Origin of the sequence: Dissulfurimicrobium hydrothermale (genome assembly GCF_022026155.1) — a bacterium.
Taxonomy (GTDB): domain Bacteria; phylum Desulfobacterota; class Dissulfuribacteria; order Dissulfuribacterales; family Sh68; genus Dissulfurimicrobium; species Dissulfurimicrobium hydrothermale.
The window spans coordinates 106,068-127,797 of record NZ_CP085041.1; the positions used below are offsets into that span (position 1 = coordinate 106,068).

Sequence of the window (21,730 nt, forward strand, 5' to 3'; positions counted from 1 at the left end):
CATTTTGGATTTTATCAGAAAATCAGGGATCGAGCCTTTAATATACGTTTCAGAAGGGACGTCTTCGGTTCAAAGCCTTTGCGCCACCTTATGAATCGGGCCGGGTTGCCTGCCACTATTGAAAACGGGTCAACATCTTTGGTGATGACCGCACCTGCGCCGACCACAGCACCTTCGCCGATGTTTCTACCCTGAAGTATGCATGCACCTGCCCCAATCCATGCCCCGTCGCCGATATGGATCGCGCCGTAGGTAAGACCGTGGTCTATGACAGCCTGAGGCGGGCCGTCGATCACATGGCCGGCACTCAAGAGCTTGGCCCCAGGGCCTATCAAGACCTTATCTCCGATATAGAGCCCGCCTTCGCCTGAAAGATAGGCGCCGGTATTTATCCATACCTGGTTCCCTATCTTTATGTCGGCATTCAGGTTCAACAGGAGGTCACCGGTTACCAGGCGCACATATTCAAAGATCACCGAGCCTTCGCCGATCGATATGCCGCGGCCCTGGGTGGTACCTAGACGATAGCATGTAACGGTTTCGGCCCATCTTACATCCTTCCCGATGTAGTCTATGCCCGGAGGCGGCGTATCTTTGTTCCAGACATCAGGGAGGCCGGTCAAGTCCCTTCAATCCCCCTCTTTTGATTTTGAGGTCTTTCTGCCACACCTTCTCCTTTCCATCTTTATAGTGATCACAACAGGAGAAAGGGGGACCATTCAGTTTCAATGCCCTATAAGCGGCCCATAGTCTATGCCGAGTGTCGAGCCAGCTGAATTCACGAATATCAGATCAGGCTCGCCGTCGCCGTCGAGGTCATAAAATTGGAGATCAAGCGGGAGGCTTCCGGCAGGCAGCGGGCCGCTGTTCAGCCACGTCCCGTCGTCCTTCGGGCTGACGACAAACACCTTCCCTTCCTCGCCAAGGCCTATCAACGCAGGCCTCCCATCGGCTGCATCCATGACGCCTATGCCGCTGTAGCCCCACACGGGGGCAGGTATGACAGCGGTGTGTGTGACATTGCCCTTGCCGTCGCCATAGACAACCAGCGCCCCCTTGCCTGTCTCAAGCGGCGCAATGGCCGCCACCTCGCCCTTTTCATTCAGCCTGACCATCGAGAGGCTCCTCGGCGACCATCTGGCAAGGCCGTTTAGCTTGGCCTTGTACAGAAGACGCCTTTCAAATCGGCGTCCTCCTTTGTTGACAGCCACCCACAGGGTATCATTTTCATTGATGGCCCAGAAGATATCCGGTCTGCCGTCGCCGTTCCAGTCGCCAAGACTTACATAGGTCGGGTTCCTGCCGCCTGCGTCTATCTGCTGGATATCGAATTTGAATTCCCCTTTACCCCCTTTGTTCCAGAGGATAAATATCTTGTCACCGGAATAAGGGGCAAGGACTATATCCGGTCTGCCGTCGCCGTCGAGGTCGGCTACCGCTATACCTACGGGGTCGCACGGCACAGGGAAACTTGCCTCTTTTTTGAAGGATGAGCCCATATTCTTCCAAAATTGGACCTCGTGCAGCCCCTCGCATGCGATGATTAGGTCAGGGTGCCCGTCTCCATCCCAGTCATAGGCGACAGGGATCCCGGGGTGATATCCAACCTCCGCTTCTCCATACACAGGCCCTGTATCGAAACGCCTTCCGGGTCTGCCCCAGTAGATGCGGAGATCTCCAGGGGCATGCGAAACCACCGCTATGTCCTTGATCCCGTCGCCATTGAAGTCGGCAACTGCTACCCCGTATGGGTCTTTTCCGGTCGTGAGTTCTATATGGTCTATATGAGAAGATGCCGGGCCCTGTGCCGCCTTCAGGCCAGTTCTTTCTTTGTAGCTTCCTACTGTTGAGCAACTGGTTATTGTAAAGATAGACATGACAAAGACGAAGATGATGCGGCAAAGGCCTCGCGGACCTTGCAAATGGCTGTAGATATATCTTGAAGACATTGCATCGCCTCCGTGGATCTTCAGCGGTCTGCCGAAGTGATATCTTGCGACTTGTCAGGGATTGAAACGGCTGTAGAATAATTGACAGGCGGTCGGGTGTCAACCGCCTTGGACCTATGCCCTGCCCAGGAGCAGGGTCGCGGAGACCAATGGTCGCGCTATCCGCGCCTTGCCTTGCATCTAATCCCTTGTAATGCTATTATATTTTAAACTGTTTTTATTTTTTAGTACAATATCAAGAGATACCTATTAAACTGTCGGCTTGGGCTGGGCCACGATAGCAAAGCTGGAGCTCGTTGCTGAAGTATGGAGTGGTTAACCGGTGAACCAGCTTTTATGTGTGAAAGGGGGCGGCGCCATGAGTGATGTACTTATAAAAGATAATGAGCAACCTGCCAAATCCGAGTCCGAGCCGTGTTATATGATCCGCACTATTGATGATCTGTATGAGCTCATTCGTACGAACGAGAAGTGGCGGGAGGCCTTGCGCAGGGAACTCTTGAGCCCTGCACTTTTGCGGTTGCCCGAAGACTTTTCTCGCTTCCGCGAAGAGGAGTTCAAGCCGCTTGCAACCGAGTTCCATCGCTTCCGCGAAGAGGAGTTCAAGCCGCTTGCAACCGAGTTCCATCGCTTCCGCGAAGAGGAGTTCAAGCCGCTTGTCAAAAAGGTCGATGTCATTGAGCAGGATGTAGCTATTCTCAAACAGAATGTAGCAAGGCTCAACATCGATGTTGCAGATCTGCAGGGCAGTGATCTGGAACGCCGTGTCCGAGAAAAGGCCCCTGCCTATCTCGGCAAGATCATTCGCCGGTGCCGCACCCTTACACACGACAAGTTGGCGGAATTGCTTGACGACGCCGTTGATGCCCATAAGATTACCGCAGAGATGCGCGCCGATGCCGTTTTGGCGGATGTCGTGGTCATCGGCCGACTGTTCGAAGGCATGCAGCGAGATGTCGTGTTGGCAGTGGAGGTCTCCAAGGTGGTGGATGTTGAAGATGTCAGGCGTGCAGGCCGCAGGGCTGCGATTATTGGCAAGGCCATGGGGGTCGATGGGATTGGGGTGGCCTTTGGCAAGAGCTGTACGGAAGGCGCCAGAGCGGCTGCCGACGAGCAAAAGGATGTTGTGCTTATCTGTCAGGGATGAATGTAACACATGCCTTATATCTTCCCCCAGGAGGGGTTCCTTGCTAATTCGTCAGGAAGCCTTGCATTATCTGGCTCCATAATGGTGTCCCCTCATGAAAATTAATAATGTTCATTATCTATAAGACTCTTTGTCCCTCTCCCCCTCTTGGAGAGGGACAGGTGGAATGCCCTCAGCGCATCCTTGTATTGTGAACGTGTTGTTGCTTTACTCGGGTTTGACCGAGAGAGAAGACCGGACGCCGTGCGCATCCTTGAGCTGAAAGCTCGCCGCGTAGATAATGCGCCGGTCTTCCCCTTCTTTTTGCGAGAAATCGGACAGTATCTTTGGCCCGGCATAGCCGGAAGCCCGCATTTACAAGGTTGATTGCGCGAGGGATTATTATGAGACACACACTTGGAATCGATGTGGCAAAAGCCAAACTGGATTGCGCCCTGCGTCTTCCAGAGGGCAAGTTTCGTAGCAGGATCGTTGACAACACCGTCCAGGGTTTTGAGGCCCTTACAGCCTGGCTGACCAAGCATGATGTTTCTGACCTTCATGTCTGCATGGAGGCGACCGGAACATATTGGGAGGCCGTGGCCGAGCACCTCTCCGATACAGACTTCACGGTCAGTGTCGTTAACCCGGCAAGAATCAAGGCGTTCGGCGCCGCCTCCGGGGTACGCACCAAGACCGACCGTGTGGATGCCAGACTGATCGCCGAGTATTGCGTGACTCACCATCCGGAGCCATGGCAGGCGCCCTCTGCGGCCATCAGGGAACTCAGGGCATTGGTGGCCAGGCGTCAGGCGCTGGACGCCATGTGCACACAGGAGAAAAATCGTCTACTGGTGGCCCGCGAAGCAGTACGCAAAGATATTGAGGGGCATCTTGAGTATCTGAAAAGCCATCATTGAGATTGAGGACTCTATCCGCAAAAAGATCGACAATGATCCCGACCTTAAGGAACAGCGTGAGATTCTCGACAGCATTCCCGGTCTGGGCGAGAAAACCATTCCTGTGCTGCTGTCGTACTACGGTGGGCCGCCTCGGTTCGAAAATGCCAGACAGGCTGCCGCCTTCGCCGGACTCGATCCGCGTCAACATGAGTCAGGAAGCAGCGTCCGTGGCAAACCTCGCCTGTCCAAGATGGGGCATACGCTTTTGCGTAAGGCGCTCTATATGCCTGCCATGGTCGCCATCACCAAGACCGCATGGGGACGTGCGTTCAGAGATCGCCTGGCCTCGGCAGGAAAGACGCCCATGGTCATTATTGGCGCCATGATGCGCAAACTGATCCATGTTGCCTTTGGCATCCTCAAGTCTGGTAAGCCGTTCGATCCGGCCCTCCATGGCGTTTAACTGGCGCCATGTTTCCATCTATAAGCCTCGAAGCCCAAGCACTACGGCTCAAAAATAGGATAAATCTTTGACTCAACCAACGGTATTATATTACATCATGGCACTTGACATGGATAACAGTATCTGCGCCGGCTGGCTATAGACAAAAATCATTGGATTTTTGGGCGCCCATATAGTCTAGCCTATAACCTCTCTATACATCGCCATCAAATTGTCGTTCCATGGGCCGCTTCCGGCGTTCTGTAGATAATAATCACTTACGTTTGGATTTGTTATCTGTTGCGTGGCTGATGAATAGAACGGCGTTTCATAACCTGACGGCGGGGTCAGATCTTCCAGGGGAAAATATTTTTGGTATGCGGCGGCAAATCTTGCATAGTCATCGGTATTGTATGCCGAACCGGGTTTTATGCCCGCATCGATTGCGGCATCGATCGCCGCATCGACATCCATCGGATAATTGCTGTGGCCGCCAAGCAAAACCGCGTCAAATTCTTTCCGGCTGTTTGAAGCATTTAATTGATCCAGCAGCGCCTGTTTGGCGGCGTCGTCCAGGTTCGAATTCAGGATGTGTTCCCTCGTGTTGCCGTATCCGCCGAAGAGCGATGGATCGTTGTTGATGTTGCCTGCGGCCCCTGGCTGTTGATAGAGGTCAGAGGATGCAGATGCAGACGAAGAAGAGGTCTGTGCAGAAGGTGTTGAGATGGTTTTCATGATGTCGGCAAAGGCTGTTGCTTTTTTTTCTCCGTTAGGGATATAGGTGGTAGCGACTGCCGGTTTATTGATTAGACCCTGCAACGTAGTGCTTGCAATACTCATATCAACCTCCGTTAGCTTTTAAATTTTCAGTTCGGCCTTTCATCGGTCTGTTTGCATTGAATTAAAAGCAATTTCAATGCCAAGATTTGAGAGACCGCGACCCTGGGTGTTTAAAGGCCTGCTATTGACATCTTTGGGATATTGCAGGCAGGTTGCCGGTGTCTATGCGGAAAACAGGCTGCAATCTTTGCCTGCTTCACATATACAAACTTTTCGCCCCATACCCCCTCACTCCAGCCCCCTTCCGCAAGGAGAGTAGGGAAATTCGAGTTCCGGGTCCCGCAAGGAGGGGGGATTCAGAGTCAAATTGCGGTCACCATCTTCAAGAAGCATAGAGATTGCCTCCCAGTTTTCCCCATTCCGCAAGCGGCCAGTTCGTGGAAACGCAGCTTATAGGTCATCCAAGCTGACCTAGACAAACGGACCGTTTTCGCGTTCACGAACCAGATTGGCATCCTCCAGGTCTTCTATGTAGGCCATAGGCCACTCATAGTGGGATACCGGTAGGCCTCTGGCCGGTTGTGGTTCAAGATGGCGATAGGCGTTCGCCGGCCTGTTTGAAAACGCCCGCGAGTTGCGGTTTAATTCAGTGACGCTGACGGTTATATCGGCAAAGATTGTATCCATGATATCGCCCTGACATAGGCGGCCTATCGATGGTCTTGCCAGCAGCCTGGGCCTTGTTCGCCATCTCAAAGAGCTTGGCAACGGTTGCGGTCTCGTACCCTGCCCTGTTTAGCATGGATGCAGTCCTGTTCTGGATGTTAAAGACCTGCTGCCTCAGCCACTCAGGGCTCTCCGCATGACACTGGACGCAGGCCTTGAGATCGTTCTTAAGCGGGCTCATCTTTACGCCCCTCCTTTTCCCCTTTAAAAATTAAGACTGATGATCTCGTAAAAAGTCATTATATGAGATGGCTAAGCAAAAATCGTAAATGCAAGGCGCGCAGATCCTGAGGAATGAGGCGTATTTTCTTGTACGTCGCGGTGACGAAGGATGCAGCGCAACACGGCAGTCGGCGACTTCTTGCGACGCCATCAAATTTTTTTAAATTCTTCTCTAATTATCCATATAGATAGCAAAAAAGAGGTAACTGTGGTTAAGTATATAAAAAGGGGATTAAAGATGTTTACAATCACGCTACAAAAGAACTAGGGCAAACAGGTCTATTGCCGAGAAATGGATTCGGATGTTCAGGCGGTTTCAGAAGAGATAATGTGATATTCGGGCGATAAAGACAGAGACGAAAAGGATGAAAAACACTGACTCCACCATAAACTCAAGCCTCATATTCTCCCTGACCCTCTCCCCGTAAAAGAGACTTGAAAGATAAAAAAACCACACACCTGCCGGCAGAAAGACAAACAGCGGGCACGGAAAGAGAGCGGGCACGGAAAGAGAGATGCTGGCCAAGGCAAGGATGACCGCGCCTGTGCGGATAAGCCGCAAGGCGCATCCCTCGCCGATGGCTATCACCAGGCTTTCCTTCCCAACTATCCTGTCCCCCTGGACATCCAAAAGCTCCATAAGGACTGTCCTCAAATAAACAAGGGTGCCGGACAAGACGAACCAGACCAAACGGCATGGATCAAGAGGCTGCTCCAAACCAGGGACGAGCACGGCGACCGCAGCCCATGCGATAGAGACAAAGATGGCCTTGGAACCGGGCAGATCTTTTAACGATATCCTTTTCCTACCAGCAGGTATGACAGGCGCGGCATAAAAAGCGCCTAAGGCAGTAAGTACAAGAAGGAGCATGAAAGGTCCTGATCCGAGACCAAACGCCATAAAGAGGCTCAGAAGTAAGGCAAGGACAGAGGCGCCGAAGAAAAAAACCTTATGTTTTATCAGAAACCTGACACGAAGTGGATCATTGTACGCCCCTGCCTCACGATCTATAAGTCTGTTCAAGGTATGCATGGCAAAGATATAAAGGCATGAGATAGGGGCGGCAGGGATCAAAGGGAAACCCTGGACCATGGCCGAGGCCGCAGCAAGCGCCCCTCCGGCCATGGCTGTAAGGAGTGTACTTTCGTGCAAAAACCTCATTAAACCGTAAGCGGCACGCCGGGACGCCGGCTCGAATGCGCCTGGCATGGCCTCTACTTCCCTCGCCACCCTATTTATAATCCAATTCGGCGTCGAGGCACCGGCGGTTATGCCGACGGCCCTGAAATTGCTGATCACGGCCTTGTCCAGGTCTTCCTCTGTCTCGACCGCCATAGCGACCTTGCCACACTCCTTTACAATGCCGGCAAGGCGCTTGGTATTTGCACTCTCCTTGCCACCAGCCACGATCACCGCATCCACCAGCCCTGCAAGCCGCCTTGCCTCATCCTGGCGCCTGCGTGTGGCGTCACATATGGTGTTTAAGACCCTGCCGCCTGGATACCTTTCGAGGATAAGCCTCGACCACTCGTGAAAACGTTCCTCATCTTGGGTAGTCTGGGCGAGGATGACATATCGCCCGATCTCAGCAGGCAGGGCGTTAATATCGTCTTCACTGCTTATAAGCATGCCGCCCTCACCGGCATAACCCATTATGCCAGCCACCTCTGGATGACCTTTATCACCGATGAGTAAGCACTTAAATCCCTTTTTTGCATAGTAGCGTGCAAGCATCTGTACCTTCACGACCCTTGGACAGGTAGCATCTACCACATTGAACCCGGCCCTTACCAGCGCCTCCTTCTGATCTGGAGGGGCGCCGTGCGCCCTTATGATCACCACGCCCTCGCCACTGGCCGGCACGTCTCTCAAGACCTTGACACCTCTTGCCTCAAGAAGCGCCAGGACAGATGGGTTATGAATAAGCGGACCGAAGGTATAAACCTGGCCCTTGGACTCTCTTGAGGTAAAAAGGGCCATATCCACCGCCCTTTTTACTCCCAGACAAAAACCTGCGATGCGCGCAAGATAGACCTTCATTGTTTTTGACACCGGGCCTCTACATGGCTACTGCCGACAGGTCCCCGACCCTCAGAAACAGGTTTGATATCTGCCACAGGATGGAAAGACGGTTGGTTCTTATCCGGGGTTCTTCAACCATGACCATCACATGGTCAAAAAAATTGTCTATCAGTGGCTTGAGGGATAAAAGTCTTATGAGGGCATCTTCATAGGAACCATCGCGCAGAAGGGCCAAAACATCGTCCTTTAACGACATATAGGCGTCAAAAAGGGCCTTCTCTTCCGGCGCCTCAAACAACGTCTGATCGACATCACCGCCTTCAAAGCCCTTAAGTATATTCATCACGCGCTTGAAGGCGATACTCAACGGCTCAAACTCAGGTCTTACACGCACTGCAGCCAGGGCCTTTATACGCCGAACGCAATCAACAACATCGTCAAAACCAACCCTAATCGCCGCCTCTACGATGCCGAGATCATAGCCCCTGGATGTCATATTGTTCACCATGCGGCCTCTGAAAAACTCCAATATCCCGCCGGCCGCCTCCTGCATTGACCGCGCCTTGCCCTTGATGTCGCGCAAGACCCCCTTGATGCCTTGATCAATTAGTCCTGCGAGAGAAAATCTTATGTCGGACGCCTCCAATATATGAAGCACGCCCAAGGCCTGTCTTCTGAGGCCGAAGGGATCCTGCGTACCAGACGGCTGAAGTCCTATGAGGAACATACCGCAGATGGTGTCTATCTTGTCGGCGATGCTCAGGATCGAACCTGTCATACTACTTGGGAGCGTCCCACCAGCCCTTATCGGCATATAATGTTCATGAATGGCCGTGGCAACCTCGTCGCATTCACCCGATCTTAAGGCATACTCCCTGCCCATCACGCCCTGAAGGTCTGGAAATTCACCTACCATGCCGGTAAGAAGATCTGCCTTTGAGAGATAGGCCGCCCGTTCGACCAGCGCCACCTTCTCAGGCGCGATCCCCCTGGCGAGATATAGGGCAAGGGACTTCACGCGCTCCGTCTTATCTAGCATGGTACCGAGGTACTGATTGAACACGATCCCGGAAAGTGCGTCCACGCGTTCATGAAGCGGGATCTTCATGTCCTCCTCGAAAAAAAAGGCCGCATCGGCAAGACGTGCACGTAAGACACGTTCATGGCCCTTCCTTATAATTGAATCGTCTGCCGGCCTGATATTGTTTATGGCCACAAAATTCGGCCTGAGCGCGCCGTCTCCATCAACTACGGCAAAGTATTTCTGATGCTCCTTCATGACGGTGATCAATACCTCACGCGGCAACCCCAGAAAACGCCCATCAAAGGAACCGCATACGGCACTTGGATATTCCGTAAGATTCGTATTTAGTTCGATAAGATCGTCATCCTGCAATATCGAACCGCCAGAACCAGCGACAGCCTGCATCACCCCCTTAAGAAGCATATCCCTCCTTTCGCCCATATCAACGATCACGAACCGCCTGCGAAGGGCCTCTATATAACTAGCCAGATCCGCCCTGACCTCAAAAGGCCCAGGGGCCATAAAGCGATGTCCCATGCTCATCTTCCCGCTCTCTATCCCCGCGATCTCAAACGGGATGACTTCGTCTCCAAAGAGCGCTACGACCCAACGGATAGGCCTTGCAAAACGGAAAGACGATGCACCCCACTTCATGGTCCTTGGGAAGCGTATCTTTGCCGCAAGCAATGGCAAAAAGGAGGCCAAGACATCCCTTGTCTCTCTACCTTTAATGACCTTGTGTAACACCAAGCACGGCCCTTTGCCCGTGTCTTTTATCCGTACAGCCTCTGGGCCGGCCCCCTGCGCCCTTAGAAATCCCTCGCCGGCCTTTGTAAGCGCACCATCTGGGGCAAGGGCGATCTTGGCAGGAGGTCCTGTAATATCCTCTTCCCTGTCAGGCTGGCAGCTGATCAATTCACTTACAAACAGGGCCAGGCGCCTAGGGGTTCCCATGGCCTTAAGCCCCTTATAAGAAAGTCCTGCTCCCTTAAGACCTTCCTCTGCAAACTTCTCTATATCCGCCAAGGCCACAGGGATGAACGCAGCCGGCATCTCCTCGACACCTATTTCAAAAAGCAGATTCTCGGTCTTCACATCTCACCGTCCTTCAACCGTCTGTCCAGGCTCAAGATATATCCCTCGGCAACCTTCTTCGCTATTCTCCTCACACGACCGATATATGCCGTTCTCTCGGCCACGCTTATTGCCCCGCGCGCGTCAAGGATATTGAAATTGTGAGAACATTTGAGGCACTGATCATAGGCAGGCAATACAAGACCGCGCTCAAGGAGATTGATAGCCTCCTTCTCATGCAGATCAAAGAGCTGCTTCAATACCTCTATAGATGCGGATTCGAAGTTATACCGGGAAAACTCCACCTCATCCCTGTAATGTACAAATCCATAAGTAACGTCGTCATTCCACTTTAAGTCATAGACATTATCGACGCCTTGGAGATACATGGCAATTCGCTCAAGGCCGTATGTGATCTCGACCGGCACGATACCCACGTCGATGCCGCCGACCTGCTGGAAATACGTAAATTGGGTGATTTCCATACCGTCCAGCCAGACCTCCCAGCCCAGCCCCCAGGCCCCAAGCGTCGGTGACTCCCAATCGTCTTCTACAAATCTGACATCGTGCCTGGCAAGATCGAGACCAAAGGCCCTGAGGCTGTCGAGATACATATCCTGGACATCGTCAGGTGAAGGCTTGAGTATCACCTGATATTGATAATAGTGCTGGAGCCGGTTTGGATTTTCACCATAACGGCCGTCAGTAGGCCTCCTTGAAGGCTGGACATATGCCGCCCGCCATCTATCGAGGCCAAGAGATCTTATAAAGGTAGCAGGATGAAATGTCCCGGCCCCGACCTCGACGTCATAAGGCTGGAGCACAAGACAGCCCCTGGAGCCCCAGTAGTTGTTGAGTTTAAAAATAAGTTCTTGAAAATTCATGATAAATCAGCTTTCTCACACATAGACTAAAAAATCGCAGCGGGGACCTTCAGCTACATGCGAAAGACCACGTAAGACCCCTGACTGACAGACACGCGACAGATCCTCGACTGCGGCTATTGCCAAGCTGATATAGCATAAGCGACATAAAAATTCCAGGGTTTATGGTCTGTTGCAGCAAGAAGAATCAGACGGTCTCGCCGTCGGAAACAACCTTGGACGGCCACTGCTCGGCCTTTATCCCTGGCGAAATCACGCAATCTGTCCCGATTACAGAACCGGCTGGGACCTCAGCCCATTTGCCGATAAGCGTAAGGCCGCCATTCATGGGCCCGGCGCATATACGATTCGAGGCAATTGTGCTTCCTGCACCTATCCTGGCCTCTTCTCCTATAATGGCCTTTTTATCGCACACGACATGCCTGACGACTGCCCCCTTCAATATGACTGTATCGTGCATGACAACCGACTGAGCGACATAGGCACCCTTCTCCACCACAACCCCAGGGGACAGGATGGAGTCTTCTACCTTACCTTTAATCACGCATCCTGGGGCGACGGAAGAATTTTTCAGGTCTGCACCGGTAAGTATGCGTATAGGCGGGCGGTCATAGCCCAGACCCTCCGCCTCGAGATTCGTGACGACCCCCCACGACTCCGGATCAAGACCACTTTGATGATCCAATAGGTCCATGTTTGCATCCCAAAGGGCCTGGACGGTCCCTACGTCGCGCCAATAACCTTCGAATGGATAACAAAACAGGACCCCGTCCCTCAAGGCATTTGGAATGATGTGGTGGCCAAAGTCCTCTTCTTTTGTGGCCCTCAGGGCGGTCAAGAGATATTCAACATCAAATACATAGATGCCCATAGATGCCAGGTTCGAACGGGCCTTCTTCGGCTTTTCCTCCCACTCTGTTATGCGGCCGTCACTCCCTACGATACCTATGCCGAACTGATGGGTCAACTCCCACGGGACCGTCATCATGGCTACGGTCACCTTTGCACCGAGCCTCCTATGATGTCCGACCATCGCCCTATAGTCCATATAATAGACGTGATCACCAGAGAGGATGAGGACGTCCCGTGATGGACTTGACTCTATAAAGTCCATATTCTGCCGCACTGCATCAGCCGTACCCTTGTACCAGTCGGAGTCTTTTCCCCCCGTCCTCGGCGGAAGGATCTCTATCCTACGGGTCCTGCCGGTAAAATCCCAGGCGGCACCGGTCCCTATATGACGCATGAGGGAAAGCGGCTTGTACTGTGTAAGCACCGCCACCCTTGCAAGGCCAGAGTTCATGCAGTTTGAAAGGGCAAAATCAATTATCCTATAGATGCCGCCGAACGGCACGGCTGGCTTGGCCCTGTGACTCACAAGGACATTCAGGCGACTGCCCACTCCGCCAGCCAGGACCATTGCAAGGGTATCCCTCATATCTATCAATTACCCAATCCCTGAAGGGATTTCAGGCCCGAAGTCATAAAAATGGCGGAAGCGCATGGGAATCGAACCCACCCACGGGGCTCCTCACCCCGTGCACCGGATTTGAAGTCCGGGAGGGCCACCAGCACCCTTTCCGCTTCCAAGCTCTCTGTACGGTCTTTAAAGGGCATTGTCAAGACCACGCGGCTACATGTTTTCATTACACCTACCAATCTCAAAATTTTTAGGTAAAATATAGATACACCAAAGATTGAGATCTCTACAACCCATGAGATAAAGACGAGACACAATGAAGATAGCATACAAAGGCAGCCTCCAGAGGACGATGATTATCTATTTTCTGCTGATAGGCTTTGCTTCCTCCATTATCGGGGCGGAGTTTATCTACGATGTGCACAGAAAAGAACTCCGTTATGAGCTGATGCAGAACTTCTCGAAATTGTCCGATCATCAAATAAAACCCGACGAGGCCTTCAAACCGATTCAAAAAATCGCACAAAAGGCCGTTCTCATGGTCGTCCTCCTGCTTGTCGTGGTCCTTATCCTGCTTATGATGTTCATCAAGAACATAACCGAACCGTTGCAGCATATGATAGAGGTATCAAAACTGATCGGGGGCGGCGATCTCAGTCATACGATCACCGTGACCGCTAAAAATGAGCTCGCCGAGATGGGAGAGGTTATAAATAAATTAACAAGCGACCTCCAGGAGATCATATTGCTCTCCAAGGGTGTCGGGACCACAGCCGATCAATTTCTGAAAAGGGTCTCGGCGGCGCTCGGGGCCGGGGAGATCAGCCATGACCGGATGGTGCAGCTGCGACATGAGATGAAGCTCCTAGGCTCCAAAACAAAACTCCTGGACGACATCGTCATGAATTTCAAATTCTATGGAATCGGCGACCGGAGAGCTGGCTAACAAATGATTCCTTATTGGTCGGCGCTCCCGACAGGCATATGTATTGCGACGATCGTCATGCTTGTGGGCTTCGGCGGCGGGGTGCTGTGGATGCCGTTTCTGCTGGTCGTGATGCATGCGGCGCCGGACACCGCAATAATCACCTCCCTCCTGATACAGACAGCAGGAACCGGCTCAGGGAGCATCGCATTCATCAGACAAAAGAAGACAGACAACCGCCTGGCCTTGGTCATGTTTTGCATCGCGGTGCCCGGCATACTTTTCGGGGCCCTTCTTGCCCATTATATCATATTGTCCCATATAGAAATGATCATTGGGCTCATATCGCTGGCGACCGCACTGCTTTTTGTAACATCGAATTGCAAATATACAGATGAAGGCGTTGAAAGGGTGGAGTTGAAAAAGGCATTTAAACACCTCTGGATCCCGGTGGTCATGTCCATAGCCACAGGGATGCTCACCCTCAACGTCGCCGAATGGCTCGTACCATCAATGCGGGAAAAGATGGGCCTGAAGGTATCGAATGCCATCGCAACGTGCGTCCTCCTGACATGCGGGGAATGCATCGTAGGGATGCTCATACATGGAAAATTGGGGGCGAGACCGGACCTCGGCATAGCATCATGGGCGATACCGGGTGTCATAATAGGCGGGCAGATCGGGCCGCTGCTGGCAAAACAGATAGACGAAAGGATGCTGAAGGAGATATTCATCTTCTTTCTCACGCTCATAGGTATCCATCTCGTATACAGCTCCTATCCGATTTAAGCAGGCCTTTTGAAATGCCCAGGCGTTATATCGAGGTCGTAAATGCATCGGAACACAACCTAAAAGGGATTAACGTCTCCATACCCATAGACGAGATCACTGTAATAACCGGACCTTCAGGCTCGGGCAAATCCACGCTTGCCCTGGATGTACTCTTTGCAGAGGGGCAACGCCGCTACATCGAATCCCTTGGGATCGAGGCTAAACTTGACGTCAATCTGTGGGAAAGGCCGCATGTGGAGGAAATACGAAACCTTCCGCCACCCCTCGCCTTTGAACAAAAACCTATAAGGGCCCATCCGGCCTCCACAGTAGCGACAGCCTCAGGTATATCACACCTCTTGAAGCTTTTGTTTGTAAATTCAGGCTCGGTTTACTGCCCGGTCTGTGGCGACGAGATACGGGCCTGCTCTCCTCAGGAAATGGCAAAAGCCGTCATCGGCCTCGGTAATGGTGCAAAGGTGAACATACTAGCCTCGATAGACATGGGTCAAAATGCGGAGCTAAATGAGGTAGTGAACCAATTAAGGCGTGAAGGACTTGCAAGGTTCAAGGTGGACGGTGCATACATAACCGCGGATGACACCTTGCCTGGCCATACTCAACCCAAAGAACTCTGCGCAGTAATAGACAGGATAATTATAAAAGACGGGATCTTCTCGCGCCTTACCGACTCCTTGACCATAGGGCTCAAATATGGCAAAGGCCGTGTGATAATTGAGGCCCTACAAGATGACTCCCCTGTACGTACATTCAAATTCAGCGAAGAGGCGACCTGCGCGAGGTGTAACATAAGCCTCCCCATGATCACCAGAAAGGTATTTTCGACACGGCATCCGGACGGCATGTGCAATAGGTGCAGAGGGCATGGCGTATCGGATAAAGGAGAGACATGCCGAGAGTGCGAAGGTACCGGGCTCGGCCGCCTTGCTTTAAATATTCGGATAAAGAACTGGCGCTATCCGGATACGATTAAATGGCTTATCGAAGAGGCACTGACACACCTAAAAGCCATCAAAGATGATACATCCGGCCTCAGGAATCCAGAGGCTGCGAAACGGCTCTGCGATGCAATCATATCGCGCATCAAACCCATGATAGACATGGGCATTCAGTACCTCCCACTAAACCGCTCCATTGGCACGCTTTCTGGTGGAGAGGTACAGAGACTCAAGATCTCCACTCAGCTCGGGCTAGATCTGACAGGCATCCTCTACATACTTGACGAACCCATGGCCGGACTCCATCCAAGGGAACAAGATGGATTGTGGAGAAACCTCGAGCGTCTCAAGGCCAAGGGAAACACCATAGTCATGGTGGAACACGACATAGATACCATAAGACGGGCGGGCTGGCTTGTCGAACTTGGACCAGGAGCGGGCGAGCTTGGCGGAAGGCTCATATATCAGGGCCAACCCGACAAGATTAAAGGATGTGCGGCCTCAAATACGGCGAGGTATCTTGACGCCGGCGTCTGTTACCGCAGGGCAAAAAGACACATACCGCACGGGGTTATCACCATCAGAGATGCAAAGGAAAACAATTTGAAAGACATAACATGCACCATACCGCTAGGCGTTTTGGCCTGCATAACTGGTGTCTCAGGCTCGGGCAAGAGTACGCTTATGGAGATACTGTACCGTGGCATCAGGACATACCGAACCAGCCGGGAAGATACACAATGGGCCATCGAGATCGCCCTGCTGGGCCTCAAATCCAAAGGTCCGAATGCAGTCATCGTTGAGCAGTCCTGTCTCGCAAAGACAAGGTTCTCAATGCCTGCGACATATATGGGCATATTCCCGCACATCAGGATGCTCTTCGCAAATACCCCGGAGGCCAGGGCCAGGGGATATTCAAGCGGATATTTCAGCCTCATGCACAAGGGCGGCAGATGCGAACAATGCCAAGGCAAGGGCGTCGTATCTATAGATCTCGGATATCTCGCACCATTTAACCCGGTTTGCGACGTATGCGAAGGCACTCGGTACAATCAAGATGCCCTCAGCATAAGATATAGGGGTCTTAACATATCGGAGGTGCTCGGGCTCAGCATAACCGAGGCGGCCCAATTTTTTTCCAGGATACCCGATATAAGGCGAACACTCCAGGTCCTTGAAAGGATCGGCCTCGGTTATCTCAGGCTCGGCCAACCCCTTTCCAACATCTCAGGCGGAGAGGCCCAGCGCCTGAAACTGGCAAGGGAGCTGTCCTCGGCATCAAGAAACCGTGTGCCGACAATCTATCTTATGGACGAACCGTCGAGAGGGCTCCACCCCAGCGATCTCGAAAACCTGATCGGCATAATAGACGAACTGATAGACCAAGGAAACTCGTTCATAGCCATCGAGCACAAGATAGAAATACTTGCGGTTTCAGACTGGATAGTAGAACTTGGGCCTGAAGGCGGGCCTGAAGGCGGGCGCATAACAGCTGAAGGGACGCCAGCGGACATCATAAGGACCGATGGCTCTTCAACAGCTCCTTATTTTATAAAATACAACAAAAAAGGCCTGGGATAAGCCCAGGCCTTTAAGATCCATCTTTCTTCGGTTCTTTTAACCCTTATGAAAGCCCGAATATCTTCATAAGCTGCGGGAGAAGCGGGTTTGCATAGAGTGCGATGAGTGCAATAACGAGTGCATAGATTGTCAGAGATTCAATAAGGGCAAGGCCGATGAACATCGTAACCGTGAGCTTGCCAGCCAGCTCTGGATTGCGGGCCGTGCCCTCGAGGCAACCCCTTGCGCAGTGTCCCATGCCTACACCACAACCAGATGCGGCTATACCCACTGCAAGACCGGCGGCCAAAAGCGAGGCTGCCATAAGCATCCCGATGTGACCGCCCTTCTCCACGTCACCATCCGCTGCCAGTGCAAGACCAGCGCATACAAGTACCATCACTACAGACAACACCGAAACCAAAGAGATCTTTTTCACGTCTTTCCCTCCTTTTTAGGAATATATTTATTGGCCTTCTTTAAAATTTCTTAAATATCGACGAGATAAAACATGAAAATTAATGCCCCTCCGCCATGGCCTCCACTGAATAGACTATGGAGAGCATCATGAATATAAAGGCCTGGATAAGGCAAACCAGGACGCCCAGGAACATGATTGGGAGCGGCGCAAGATAAGGACCCGCCAGCATGAAGAGTAGCCCAAGGAGTATCTCCTTTGAGACCATATTGCCGAAAAGTCGGATGGAGAGCGAAAGTATGCGCCCTATGTGGCTAAATATCTCTATTGGAAACATAACAGGCGCCATTGCCGGCACAGGCCCCATAAAGTGCTTGAGGTACCTGATGCCGTGGAACCTGAATCCAAGGGCATGGTAAGTGAAAATGGAAATAATCGTACAGCCCAGCGTAACATTGAGATTTGCCGTCGGAGACATAAACCCGGGGATGAGACCCATATAATTGGATATCAGGATATAGAGGGCGAATGTGGCTATCATTGGGAAGATGATCAGGGTCTTTTTCTTGTCATGTGTCTGCTCAGTTATAAAATCCTCAAGGTTGCCCACAAAGGCCTCCATGATGTTCTGCATACCGCTTGGGATCATCTCCATCTTGGTTGTAGCCATCTTTGCCAAGACAATACAGATAATCATGGCAAGGAAACTGTATTGCATATGGGGCGCAAGTATCTTTGCAAGGGTGGTATTCCCTCCATGTGCCGGCAGACCCAATGCATCCAACAGCAGGCTTAAAAACAGTAACGGATGCTCCATAACTAAACCGCCTCCTTTAAACGGACTCTGTTAATCACCATTACAACGACCAGGATATAAAAATTAATAACCGCCACTGAAAGACCAACAAACAGGCCTACTGGCGATATATAACCTGGAAATATCAGAAAGGCCGCCGTAACCGCCAGCGCAACAAGCCCCAACCTCACCGCAAGGCCGGCATAATAGACAAATATATTCCGCCAACGCACAATCCTTTTACAGTCCCTGTCAAGGCCTATGCAGTTTAGATTCGCTATAATCGCGCCGACGGCAACACCGATGGCAGCCTTTACATCGAAACAAGCCAAAAAAAAGACAAAGAGCAACCCGCTCAAGACCCAGTTTAAAAAGATAAACCTCTTTACAAATTGTCCATCAAGCCTTACTGCAAACATATCTCTAATCATCAATCATCATCCCAGACCTTGTTTTGCATAAAGGTGTCTTTATGTTGCTTGGCAGGCTTATCCTCGGATATATCGGATAGCTGCGAGGCCTCTTTTTTATCTGCCTCTTTACTGAAGCGCCTGCTCAGTATAAAAAAATTTTTCACCCCACCGCCCAACCCAAAGAAGAAACATATTATTGTCAGCCAAGGATAAGTTCGCCCGCTGAAAAGCCAGGTATCCATGTAATAACCTACAAGAACACCGGTGAACATTGAAAATACAACGGACATGGATATAGTCATGGCTACGCTCATGCTCTTGAAAAGCGAGACCAATTCTTCTTTTATACCTATGCCCGCCATCAAATACCCACCAGTTCCAAACAGGCGCTAATAATTATTATAAATGAACAGCGCTTCATTATTTGAATTATTTGTTATCATATAGACAGGCTGCTGTCAACCGATCGGAGAAAATAAATCTCAAGACATCCTACTGAAGGCAAGCTCAGCGGCCTCAAGCGTCCATTCTATCTCTTCCCATCCATGGGCAAGGGAAACAAATGCCGCTTCAAACTGAGACGGTGCCAGATATACCCCTTCGTCCCGCATGTTTTTGAAAAATTCGGCATATCGGCCCGTATCGGACCTCAAGGCGGCATCAAAATCCACAACCGGCCTGGACTGCCCGAAGAAGCAGGTCATCATTGAGCCTATGCGCTGGATCGTACACCCGATCTTCCTTTGTTCGGCCAACTCTGAAAGCCCTTCTTCCAGGGCCCTGGCCTTCTCTTCAAGTACCTCATAGACACCAGGCCTTGACAGTACATCAAGGGTTGCAAGCCCAGCAGCAACTGCAAGGGGATTGCCGGACAAGGTGCCCGCCTGATACATAGGGCCGGCAGGCGCGACATATTGCATTATCTCCTCCTTGCCACCATAAGCCCCGACAGGAAGCCCTCCTCCTATGATCTTTCCTAGACAAGTGATATCCGGCATCACGCCGAAATACTCCTGCGCGCCGCCTGGAGCCAGTCTGAAACCTGTTATCACCTCATCAAAAACAAGGAGTATACCAAACTCTTCCGTCCACTGCCGAAGTGTTGGCAGGAAGCCTTCCTGCGGCGGCACCACCCCCATGTTCGCAGGCACCGGCTCCAGGATGACTGCTGCAATGTCGTCACCCTCCTGTTCAAGGACCAATCTCAGGGCATCAAGGTTATTGAAAGGCACGGCGATGGTGTTTGCAACAACCTCCTCCGGGACCCCCGGGCTTCCAGGAATCCCAAGGGTAGCCACTCCTGAACCGGCCTTTACCAAAAATGGGTCGGCATGGCCGTGATAACATCCATCAAACTTCACTATCTTTTTCCTTCCCGTATAGGCCCTGGCAAGGCGGACGGCGCTCATGGTGGCCTCAGTGCCTGAGTTTACAAGCCTCACCTGCTCGATGGACGGAACCATCTCAACGATCTTTCTGGCAAGTGCGACCTCCTGCCACGTGGGGGCGCCGAAACTTGTGCCGTTTCCGAGCGCTGCCTCTACAGCCCCCCTGACCTCTGGGTTAGAGTGCCCGAGTATCATTGGGCCCCAGGAACAGACATAGTCTATATATTGGTTGCCATCTACATCGAATATACTCGCGCCCTCCGCACGCTCGATAAAGACCGGATTACAGCCGACTGATTTACACGCGCGCACAGGGCTGTTAACACCGCCCGGTATGACGGCCATGGCCGTCTCAAAAAAATGTCTTGAAAGACGATTGTTGTGCATATATCCTCCTTATAAAATAAAAAACGAATCTCGCATTAAATATAAGAGAATCTTAAAACAGAAAGATCAAAATAACAATTTAAAAAAGGAATGCCATGGCGAGTATAAAATTTTATGGTGCGGCCGAAACAGTTACAGGCTCATGCCATCTGTTTGAATTCAATGACAAAAAATTCCTGCTGGACTGCGGTCAGTTTCAGGGACCGTGGAAGATAGAAGAACTGAACTATAAACCACTTGGTTTTGATGCCAAAGAGATCGACGGTCTCATATTAGGACACGGACACCTCGACCACTGCGGCCGCATACCAATACTCGTAAGGCATGGTTTTCGCGGCCACATCTACTCCACCCAGCCCACCAGGGACATAGCCCGGCTGATCCTTATGGACTCTGCATACGTGCTCAAGGAAGAATTTATGTGGAAGCGGAGAAAACTCACCAGGGCAGGCATCCAGGTTGCAGGGCCCCTCTATTCAATGGAAGACGTCTATTACTCGCTCGATTTCTTCAACAAGGCAGTCAAATATGGAGAAGCGGTCGATCTCTCCGAAGACAGCCGCCTCTTCTTCCATACCGCTGACGCTGGGCACATCCTTGGTTCTGCACAGGTCTACATCGATTACCCTGGTCCGGACGGTAAAAAAAGGCGTCTTCTCTACACAGGGGATCTAGGTGACGGGCAAAGGCCTATTGTCAATGATCCGCAGGGCCCGGAAAAAGACACCCGTATCCATGCCCTCCTCATAGAGTCAACATACGGGGATAGGGAACACAGGGGTTATGAAGAATCCGTGAAGGAATTCGAAGAGGCGGTAAGCAAGACGACCCGAAACAAGGGTACGGTCCTAATCCCGACCTTCGCCCTGGAGCGGACGCAGGAACTTTTATACCACATCGGCAATATGAAAAAGACAGGACTCCTCGCAAAAGACGTCCCTGTATTCTTAAACAGCCCTCTCGCCATAGATATAACGAAGATCTACGGCAAATACTGCAATTTCTGCAACAAACCGGTCATGGAGGAGATAAAAAGAGGCAGGTCCCCATTTGTCTTTCCGGGTCTCCATCTCTCAGAGACAGTGGAGGAATCAATGGCCATACATAACGTACCCGGGCCCAAGATCATCCTTGCCGGAAGCGGCATGATGACAGGAGGCCGGATAAAACACCACCTGAAACACCTGCTCTGGAAGGAGTCAACGGCCCTCATAATAGTAGGATTTCAGGCCGAAGGGACTCTAGGAAGGAAGATCATAGACGGGGCCAAGACAGTACATATCTTTGGGGAACCTGTGGCCGTAAGGGCCAGCATCCATACGATAAACGGCTTTTCGGCCCATGCAGGAAGAAGCCATCTGGCTGCATTTGTGAAGGCGGCGACGCCCGAAAACATCTTTATTGTGCACGGCGAACCAAGGGCATCAAGCGCCCTGGCGAAACAGATCGGCGAGTATCTGCCAAACGCCAGGATATTCATACCAAAAATTGGGGAAAGATTCGAAATATAGGCGAAATATAGGCAAGGTATCGAGCGATCC

19 protein-coding genes, 1 tRNA gene and 2 pseudogenes are annotated in these 21,730 nt (G+C 51.7%); 6 read left to right on the top strand and 16 right to left on the bottom strand.

All coding sequences use genetic code 11. From position 1 onward, the window contains the following. Window positions 1-14: 14 nt before the first annotated feature. Both LGS26_RS00500 and LGS26_RS00505 read right to left on the bottom strand, forming a co-directional pair. Complete coding sequence (locus tag LGS26_RS00500; protein WP_237888746.1) at window positions 15-623, bottom strand: acyltransferase; 609 nt, start codon at window positions 621-623, stop codon at window positions 15-17. 102 nt (window positions 624-725) lie between these two features. Beyond that, entirely contained in the window at window positions 726-1,949 is a 1,224-nt protein-coding gene (locus tag LGS26_RS00505; protein ID WP_237888747.1) for an FG-GAP repeat domain-containing protein, read from the bottom strand. Window positions 1,950-2,307: 358 nt separating this feature from the next. Here LGS26_RS00505 and LGS26_RS00510 point away from each other — a divergent pair, with 358 nt between their 5' ends. Continuing rightward, a complete protein-coding gene (locus LGS26_RS00510) occupies window positions 2,308-3,096 on the top strand; it encodes a hypothetical protein (protein WP_237888748.1) in 789 nt (262 codons plus the stop codon). 207 nt (window positions 3,097-3,303) lie between these two features. Here LGS26_RS00510 and LGS26_RS00515 read toward each other — a convergent pair whose 3' ends face one another. Continuing rightward, window positions 3,304-3,450 (bottom strand): hypothetical protein, encoded by a 147-nt coding sequence (locus tag LGS26_RS00515; RefSeq protein WP_237888749.1) that lies wholly within the window; start codon window positions 3,448-3,450, stop codon window positions 3,304-3,306. A 29-nt stretch (window positions 3,451-3,479) separates the two neighbouring features. Here LGS26_RS00515 and LGS26_RS00520 point away from each other — a divergent pair. Then, window positions 3,480-4,440: pseudogene (locus tag LGS26_RS00520) on the top strand (IS110 family RNA-guided transposase). Window positions 4,441-4,617: 177 nt separating this feature from the next. Here the strand turns inward: LGS26_RS00520 and LGS26_RS00525 are convergent. From LGS26_RS00525 to LGS26_RS00560, 8 genes and pseudogenes are all read right to left on the bottom strand, one after another. Next, window positions 4,618-5,259: a hypothetical protein gene (locus tag LGS26_RS00525; protein WP_237888750.1), complete on the bottom strand. Its 642-nt coding sequence runs from the start codon at window positions 5,257-5,259 to the stop codon at window positions 4,618-4,620. A 411-nt stretch (window positions 5,260-5,670) separates the two neighbouring features. Further along, entirely contained in the window at window positions 5,671-5,886 is a 216-nt protein-coding gene (locus LGS26_RS00530) for a prevent-host-death protein (protein WP_330873298.1), read from the bottom strand. Window positions 5,887-5,908: 22 nt separating this feature from the next. Next, window positions 5,909-6,106: pseudogene (locus tag LGS26_RS00535) on the bottom strand (ammonia-forming cytochrome c nitrite reductase subunit c552); the annotation flags it as partial. A 357-nt stretch (window positions 6,107-6,463) separates the two neighbouring features. Further along, window positions 6,464-8,200 (bottom strand): 4-hydroxy-3-methylbut-2-enyl diphosphate reductase, encoded by a 1,737-nt coding sequence (ispH, locus tag LGS26_RS00540; RefSeq protein WP_237888751.1) that lies wholly within the window; start codon window positions 8,198-8,200, stop codon window positions 6,464-6,466. Window positions 8,201-8,207: 7 nt separating this feature from the next. Further along, a complete protein-coding gene (gene glyS, locus LGS26_RS00545) occupies window positions 8,208-10,289 on the bottom strand; it encodes a glycine--tRNA ligase subunit beta (RefSeq protein ID WP_237888752.1) in 2,082 nt (693 codons plus the stop codon). Beyond that, the gene (locus LGS26_RS00550; RefSeq protein WP_237888753.1) at window positions 10,286-11,152 is read right to left on the bottom strand and encodes a glycine--tRNA ligase subunit alpha; all 867 of its coding nucleotides are present in this window, start codon (window positions 11,150-11,152) and stop codon (window positions 10,286-10,288) included. The genes glyS and LGS26_RS00550 overlap by 4 nt, the downstream gene beginning before the upstream one ends. Window positions 11,153-11,339: 187 nt before the next feature. Beyond that, complete coding sequence (locus LGS26_RS00555; RefSeq protein ID WP_237889970.1) at window positions 11,340-12,590, bottom strand: glucose-1-phosphate adenylyltransferase family protein; 1,251 nt, start codon at window positions 12,588-12,590, stop codon at window positions 11,340-11,342. A 52-nt stretch (window positions 12,591-12,642) separates the two neighbouring features. Beyond that, window positions 12,643-12,740, bottom strand: a tRNA-Sec gene (locus LGS26_RS00560). Between the two features lie 148 nt (window positions 12,741-12,888). Here LGS26_RS00560 and LGS26_RS00565 point away from each other — a divergent pair. The 3 genes from LGS26_RS00565 to LGS26_RS00575 are packed head-to-tail and all read left to right on the top strand — an operon-like array spanning window position 12,889 to window position 16,808. Continuing rightward, a complete protein-coding gene (locus tag LGS26_RS00565) occupies window positions 12,889-13,518 on the top strand; it encodes a HAMP domain-containing protein (RefSeq protein ID WP_237888754.1) in 630 nt (209 codons plus the stop codon). Between the two features lie 3 nt (window positions 13,519-13,521). After that, window positions 13,522-14,286, top strand: a complete 765-nt coding sequence (locus tag LGS26_RS00570; protein ID WP_237888755.1) for a sulfite exporter TauE/SafE family protein — start codon at window positions 13,522-13,524, stop codon at window positions 14,284-14,286. 14 nt (window positions 14,287-14,300) lie between these two features. Further along, window positions 14,301-16,808, top strand: a complete 2,508-nt coding sequence (locus tag LGS26_RS00575; protein WP_237888756.1) for an excinuclease ABC subunit UvrA — start codon at window positions 14,301-14,303, stop codon at window positions 16,806-16,808. Window positions 16,809-16,851: 43 nt separating this feature from the next. Here LGS26_RS00575 and atpE read toward each other — a convergent pair whose 3' ends face one another. From atpE to hemL, 5 genes are all read right to left on the bottom strand, one after another. Beyond that, window positions 16,852-17,187: an ATP synthase F0 subunit C gene (gene atpE / locus LGS26_RS00580; protein ID WP_407932056.1), complete on the bottom strand. Its 336-nt coding sequence runs from the start codon at window positions 17,185-17,187 to the stop codon at window positions 16,852-16,854. A gap of 118 nt (window positions 17,188-17,305) precedes the next feature. Then, a complete protein-coding gene (atpB, locus tag LGS26_RS00585) occupies window positions 17,306-18,022 on the bottom strand; it encodes a F0F1 ATP synthase subunit A (protein ID WP_237888757.1) in 717 nt (238 codons plus the stop codon). Between the two features lie 2 nt (window positions 18,023-18,024). Beyond that, window positions 18,025-18,432, bottom strand: coding sequence for an ATP synthase subunit I (locus LGS26_RS00590; RefSeq protein WP_237888758.1), 408 nt, complete (start codon window positions 18,430-18,432; stop codon window positions 18,025-18,027). Then, window positions 18,432-18,776: an AtpZ/AtpI family protein gene (locus LGS26_RS00595; RefSeq protein ID WP_237888759.1), complete on the bottom strand. Its 345-nt coding sequence runs from the start codon at window positions 18,774-18,776 to the stop codon at window positions 18,432-18,434. The genes LGS26_RS00590 and LGS26_RS00595 overlap by 1 nt, the downstream gene beginning before the upstream one ends. Window positions 18,777-18,896: 120 nt before the next feature. Further along, window positions 18,897-20,189 (bottom strand): glutamate-1-semialdehyde 2,1-aminomutase, encoded by a 1,293-nt coding sequence (gene hemL / locus LGS26_RS00600; protein ID WP_237888760.1) that lies wholly within the window; start codon window positions 20,187-20,189, stop codon window positions 18,897-18,899. A gap of 95 nt (window positions 20,190-20,284) precedes the next feature. Here hemL and LGS26_RS00605 point away from each other — a divergent pair, with 95 nt between their 5' ends. Further along, window positions 20,285-21,700, top strand: a complete 1,416-nt coding sequence (locus LGS26_RS00605) for an MBL fold metallo-hydrolase RNA specificity domain-containing protein (protein ID WP_237888761.1) — start codon at window positions 20,285-20,287, stop codon at window positions 21,698-21,700. The last annotated feature ends 30 nt before the right edge of the window (window positions 21,701-21,730 follow it).

Bases quoted from the DNA above. Each gene is read 5' to 3' on its own strand.
- LGS26_RS00505 (WP_237888747.1), bottom strand. From the start codon at position 1,949: ATGTCTTCAAGATATATCTACAGCCATTTGCAAGGTCCGCGAGGCCTT.
- LGS26_RS00510 (WP_237888748.1), top strand. From the start codon at position 2,308: ATGAGTGATGTACTTATAAAAGATAATGAGCAACCTGCCAAATCCGAG.
- LGS26_RS00515 (WP_237888749.1), bottom strand. From the start codon at position 3,450: ATGCGGGCTTCCGGCTATGCCGGGCCAAAGATACTGTCCGATTTCTCG.
- LGS26_RS00525 (WP_237888750.1), bottom strand. From the start codon at position 5,259: ATGAGTATTGCAAGCACTACGTTGCAGGGTCTAATCAATAAACCGGCA.
- LGS26_RS00530 (WP_330873298.1), bottom strand. From the start codon at position 5,886: ATGGATACAATCTTTGCCGATATAACCGTCAGCGTCACTGAATTAAAC.
- LGS26_RS00550 (WP_237888753.1), bottom strand. From the start codon at position 11,152: ATGAATTTTCAAGAACTTATTTTTAAACTCAACAACTACTGGGGCTCC.
- LGS26_RS00555 (WP_237889970.1), bottom strand. From the start codon at position 12,590: ATGAGGGATACCCTTGCAATGGTCCTGGCTGGCGGAGTGGGCAGTCGC.
- LGS26_RS00565 (WP_237888754.1), top strand. From the start codon at position 12,889: ATGAAGATAGCATACAAAGGCAGCCTCCAGAGGACGATGATTATCTAT.
- LGS26_RS00570 (WP_237888755.1), top strand. From the start codon at position 13,522: ATGATTCCTTATTGGTCGGCGCTCCCGACAGGCATATGTATTGCGACG.
- LGS26_RS00575 (WP_237888756.1), top strand. From the start codon at position 14,301: ATGCCCAGGCGTTATATCGAGGTCGTAAATGCATCGGAACACAACCTA.
- atpE (WP_407932056.1), bottom strand. From the start codon at position 17,187: ATGGTACTTGTATGCGCTGGTCTTGCACTGGCAGCGGATGGTGACGTG.
- atpB (WP_237888757.1), bottom strand. From the start codon at position 18,022: ATGGAGCATCCGTTACTGTTTTTAAGCCTGCTGTTGGATGCATTGGGT.
- LGS26_RS00590 (WP_237888758.1), bottom strand. From the start codon at position 18,432: ATGATTAGAGATATGTTTGCAGTAAGGCTTGATGGACAATTTGTAAAG.
- LGS26_RS00595 (WP_237888759.1), bottom strand. From the start codon at position 18,776: ATGGCGGGCATAGGTATAAAAGAAGAATTGGTCTCGCTTTTCAAGAGC.
- hemL (WP_237888760.1), bottom strand. From the start codon at position 20,189: ATGCACAACAATCGTCTTTCAAGACATTTTTTTGAGACGGCCATGGCC.
- LGS26_RS00605 (WP_237888761.1), top strand. From the start codon at position 20,285: ATGGCGAGTATAAAATTTTATGGTGCGGCCGAAACAGTTACAGGCTCA.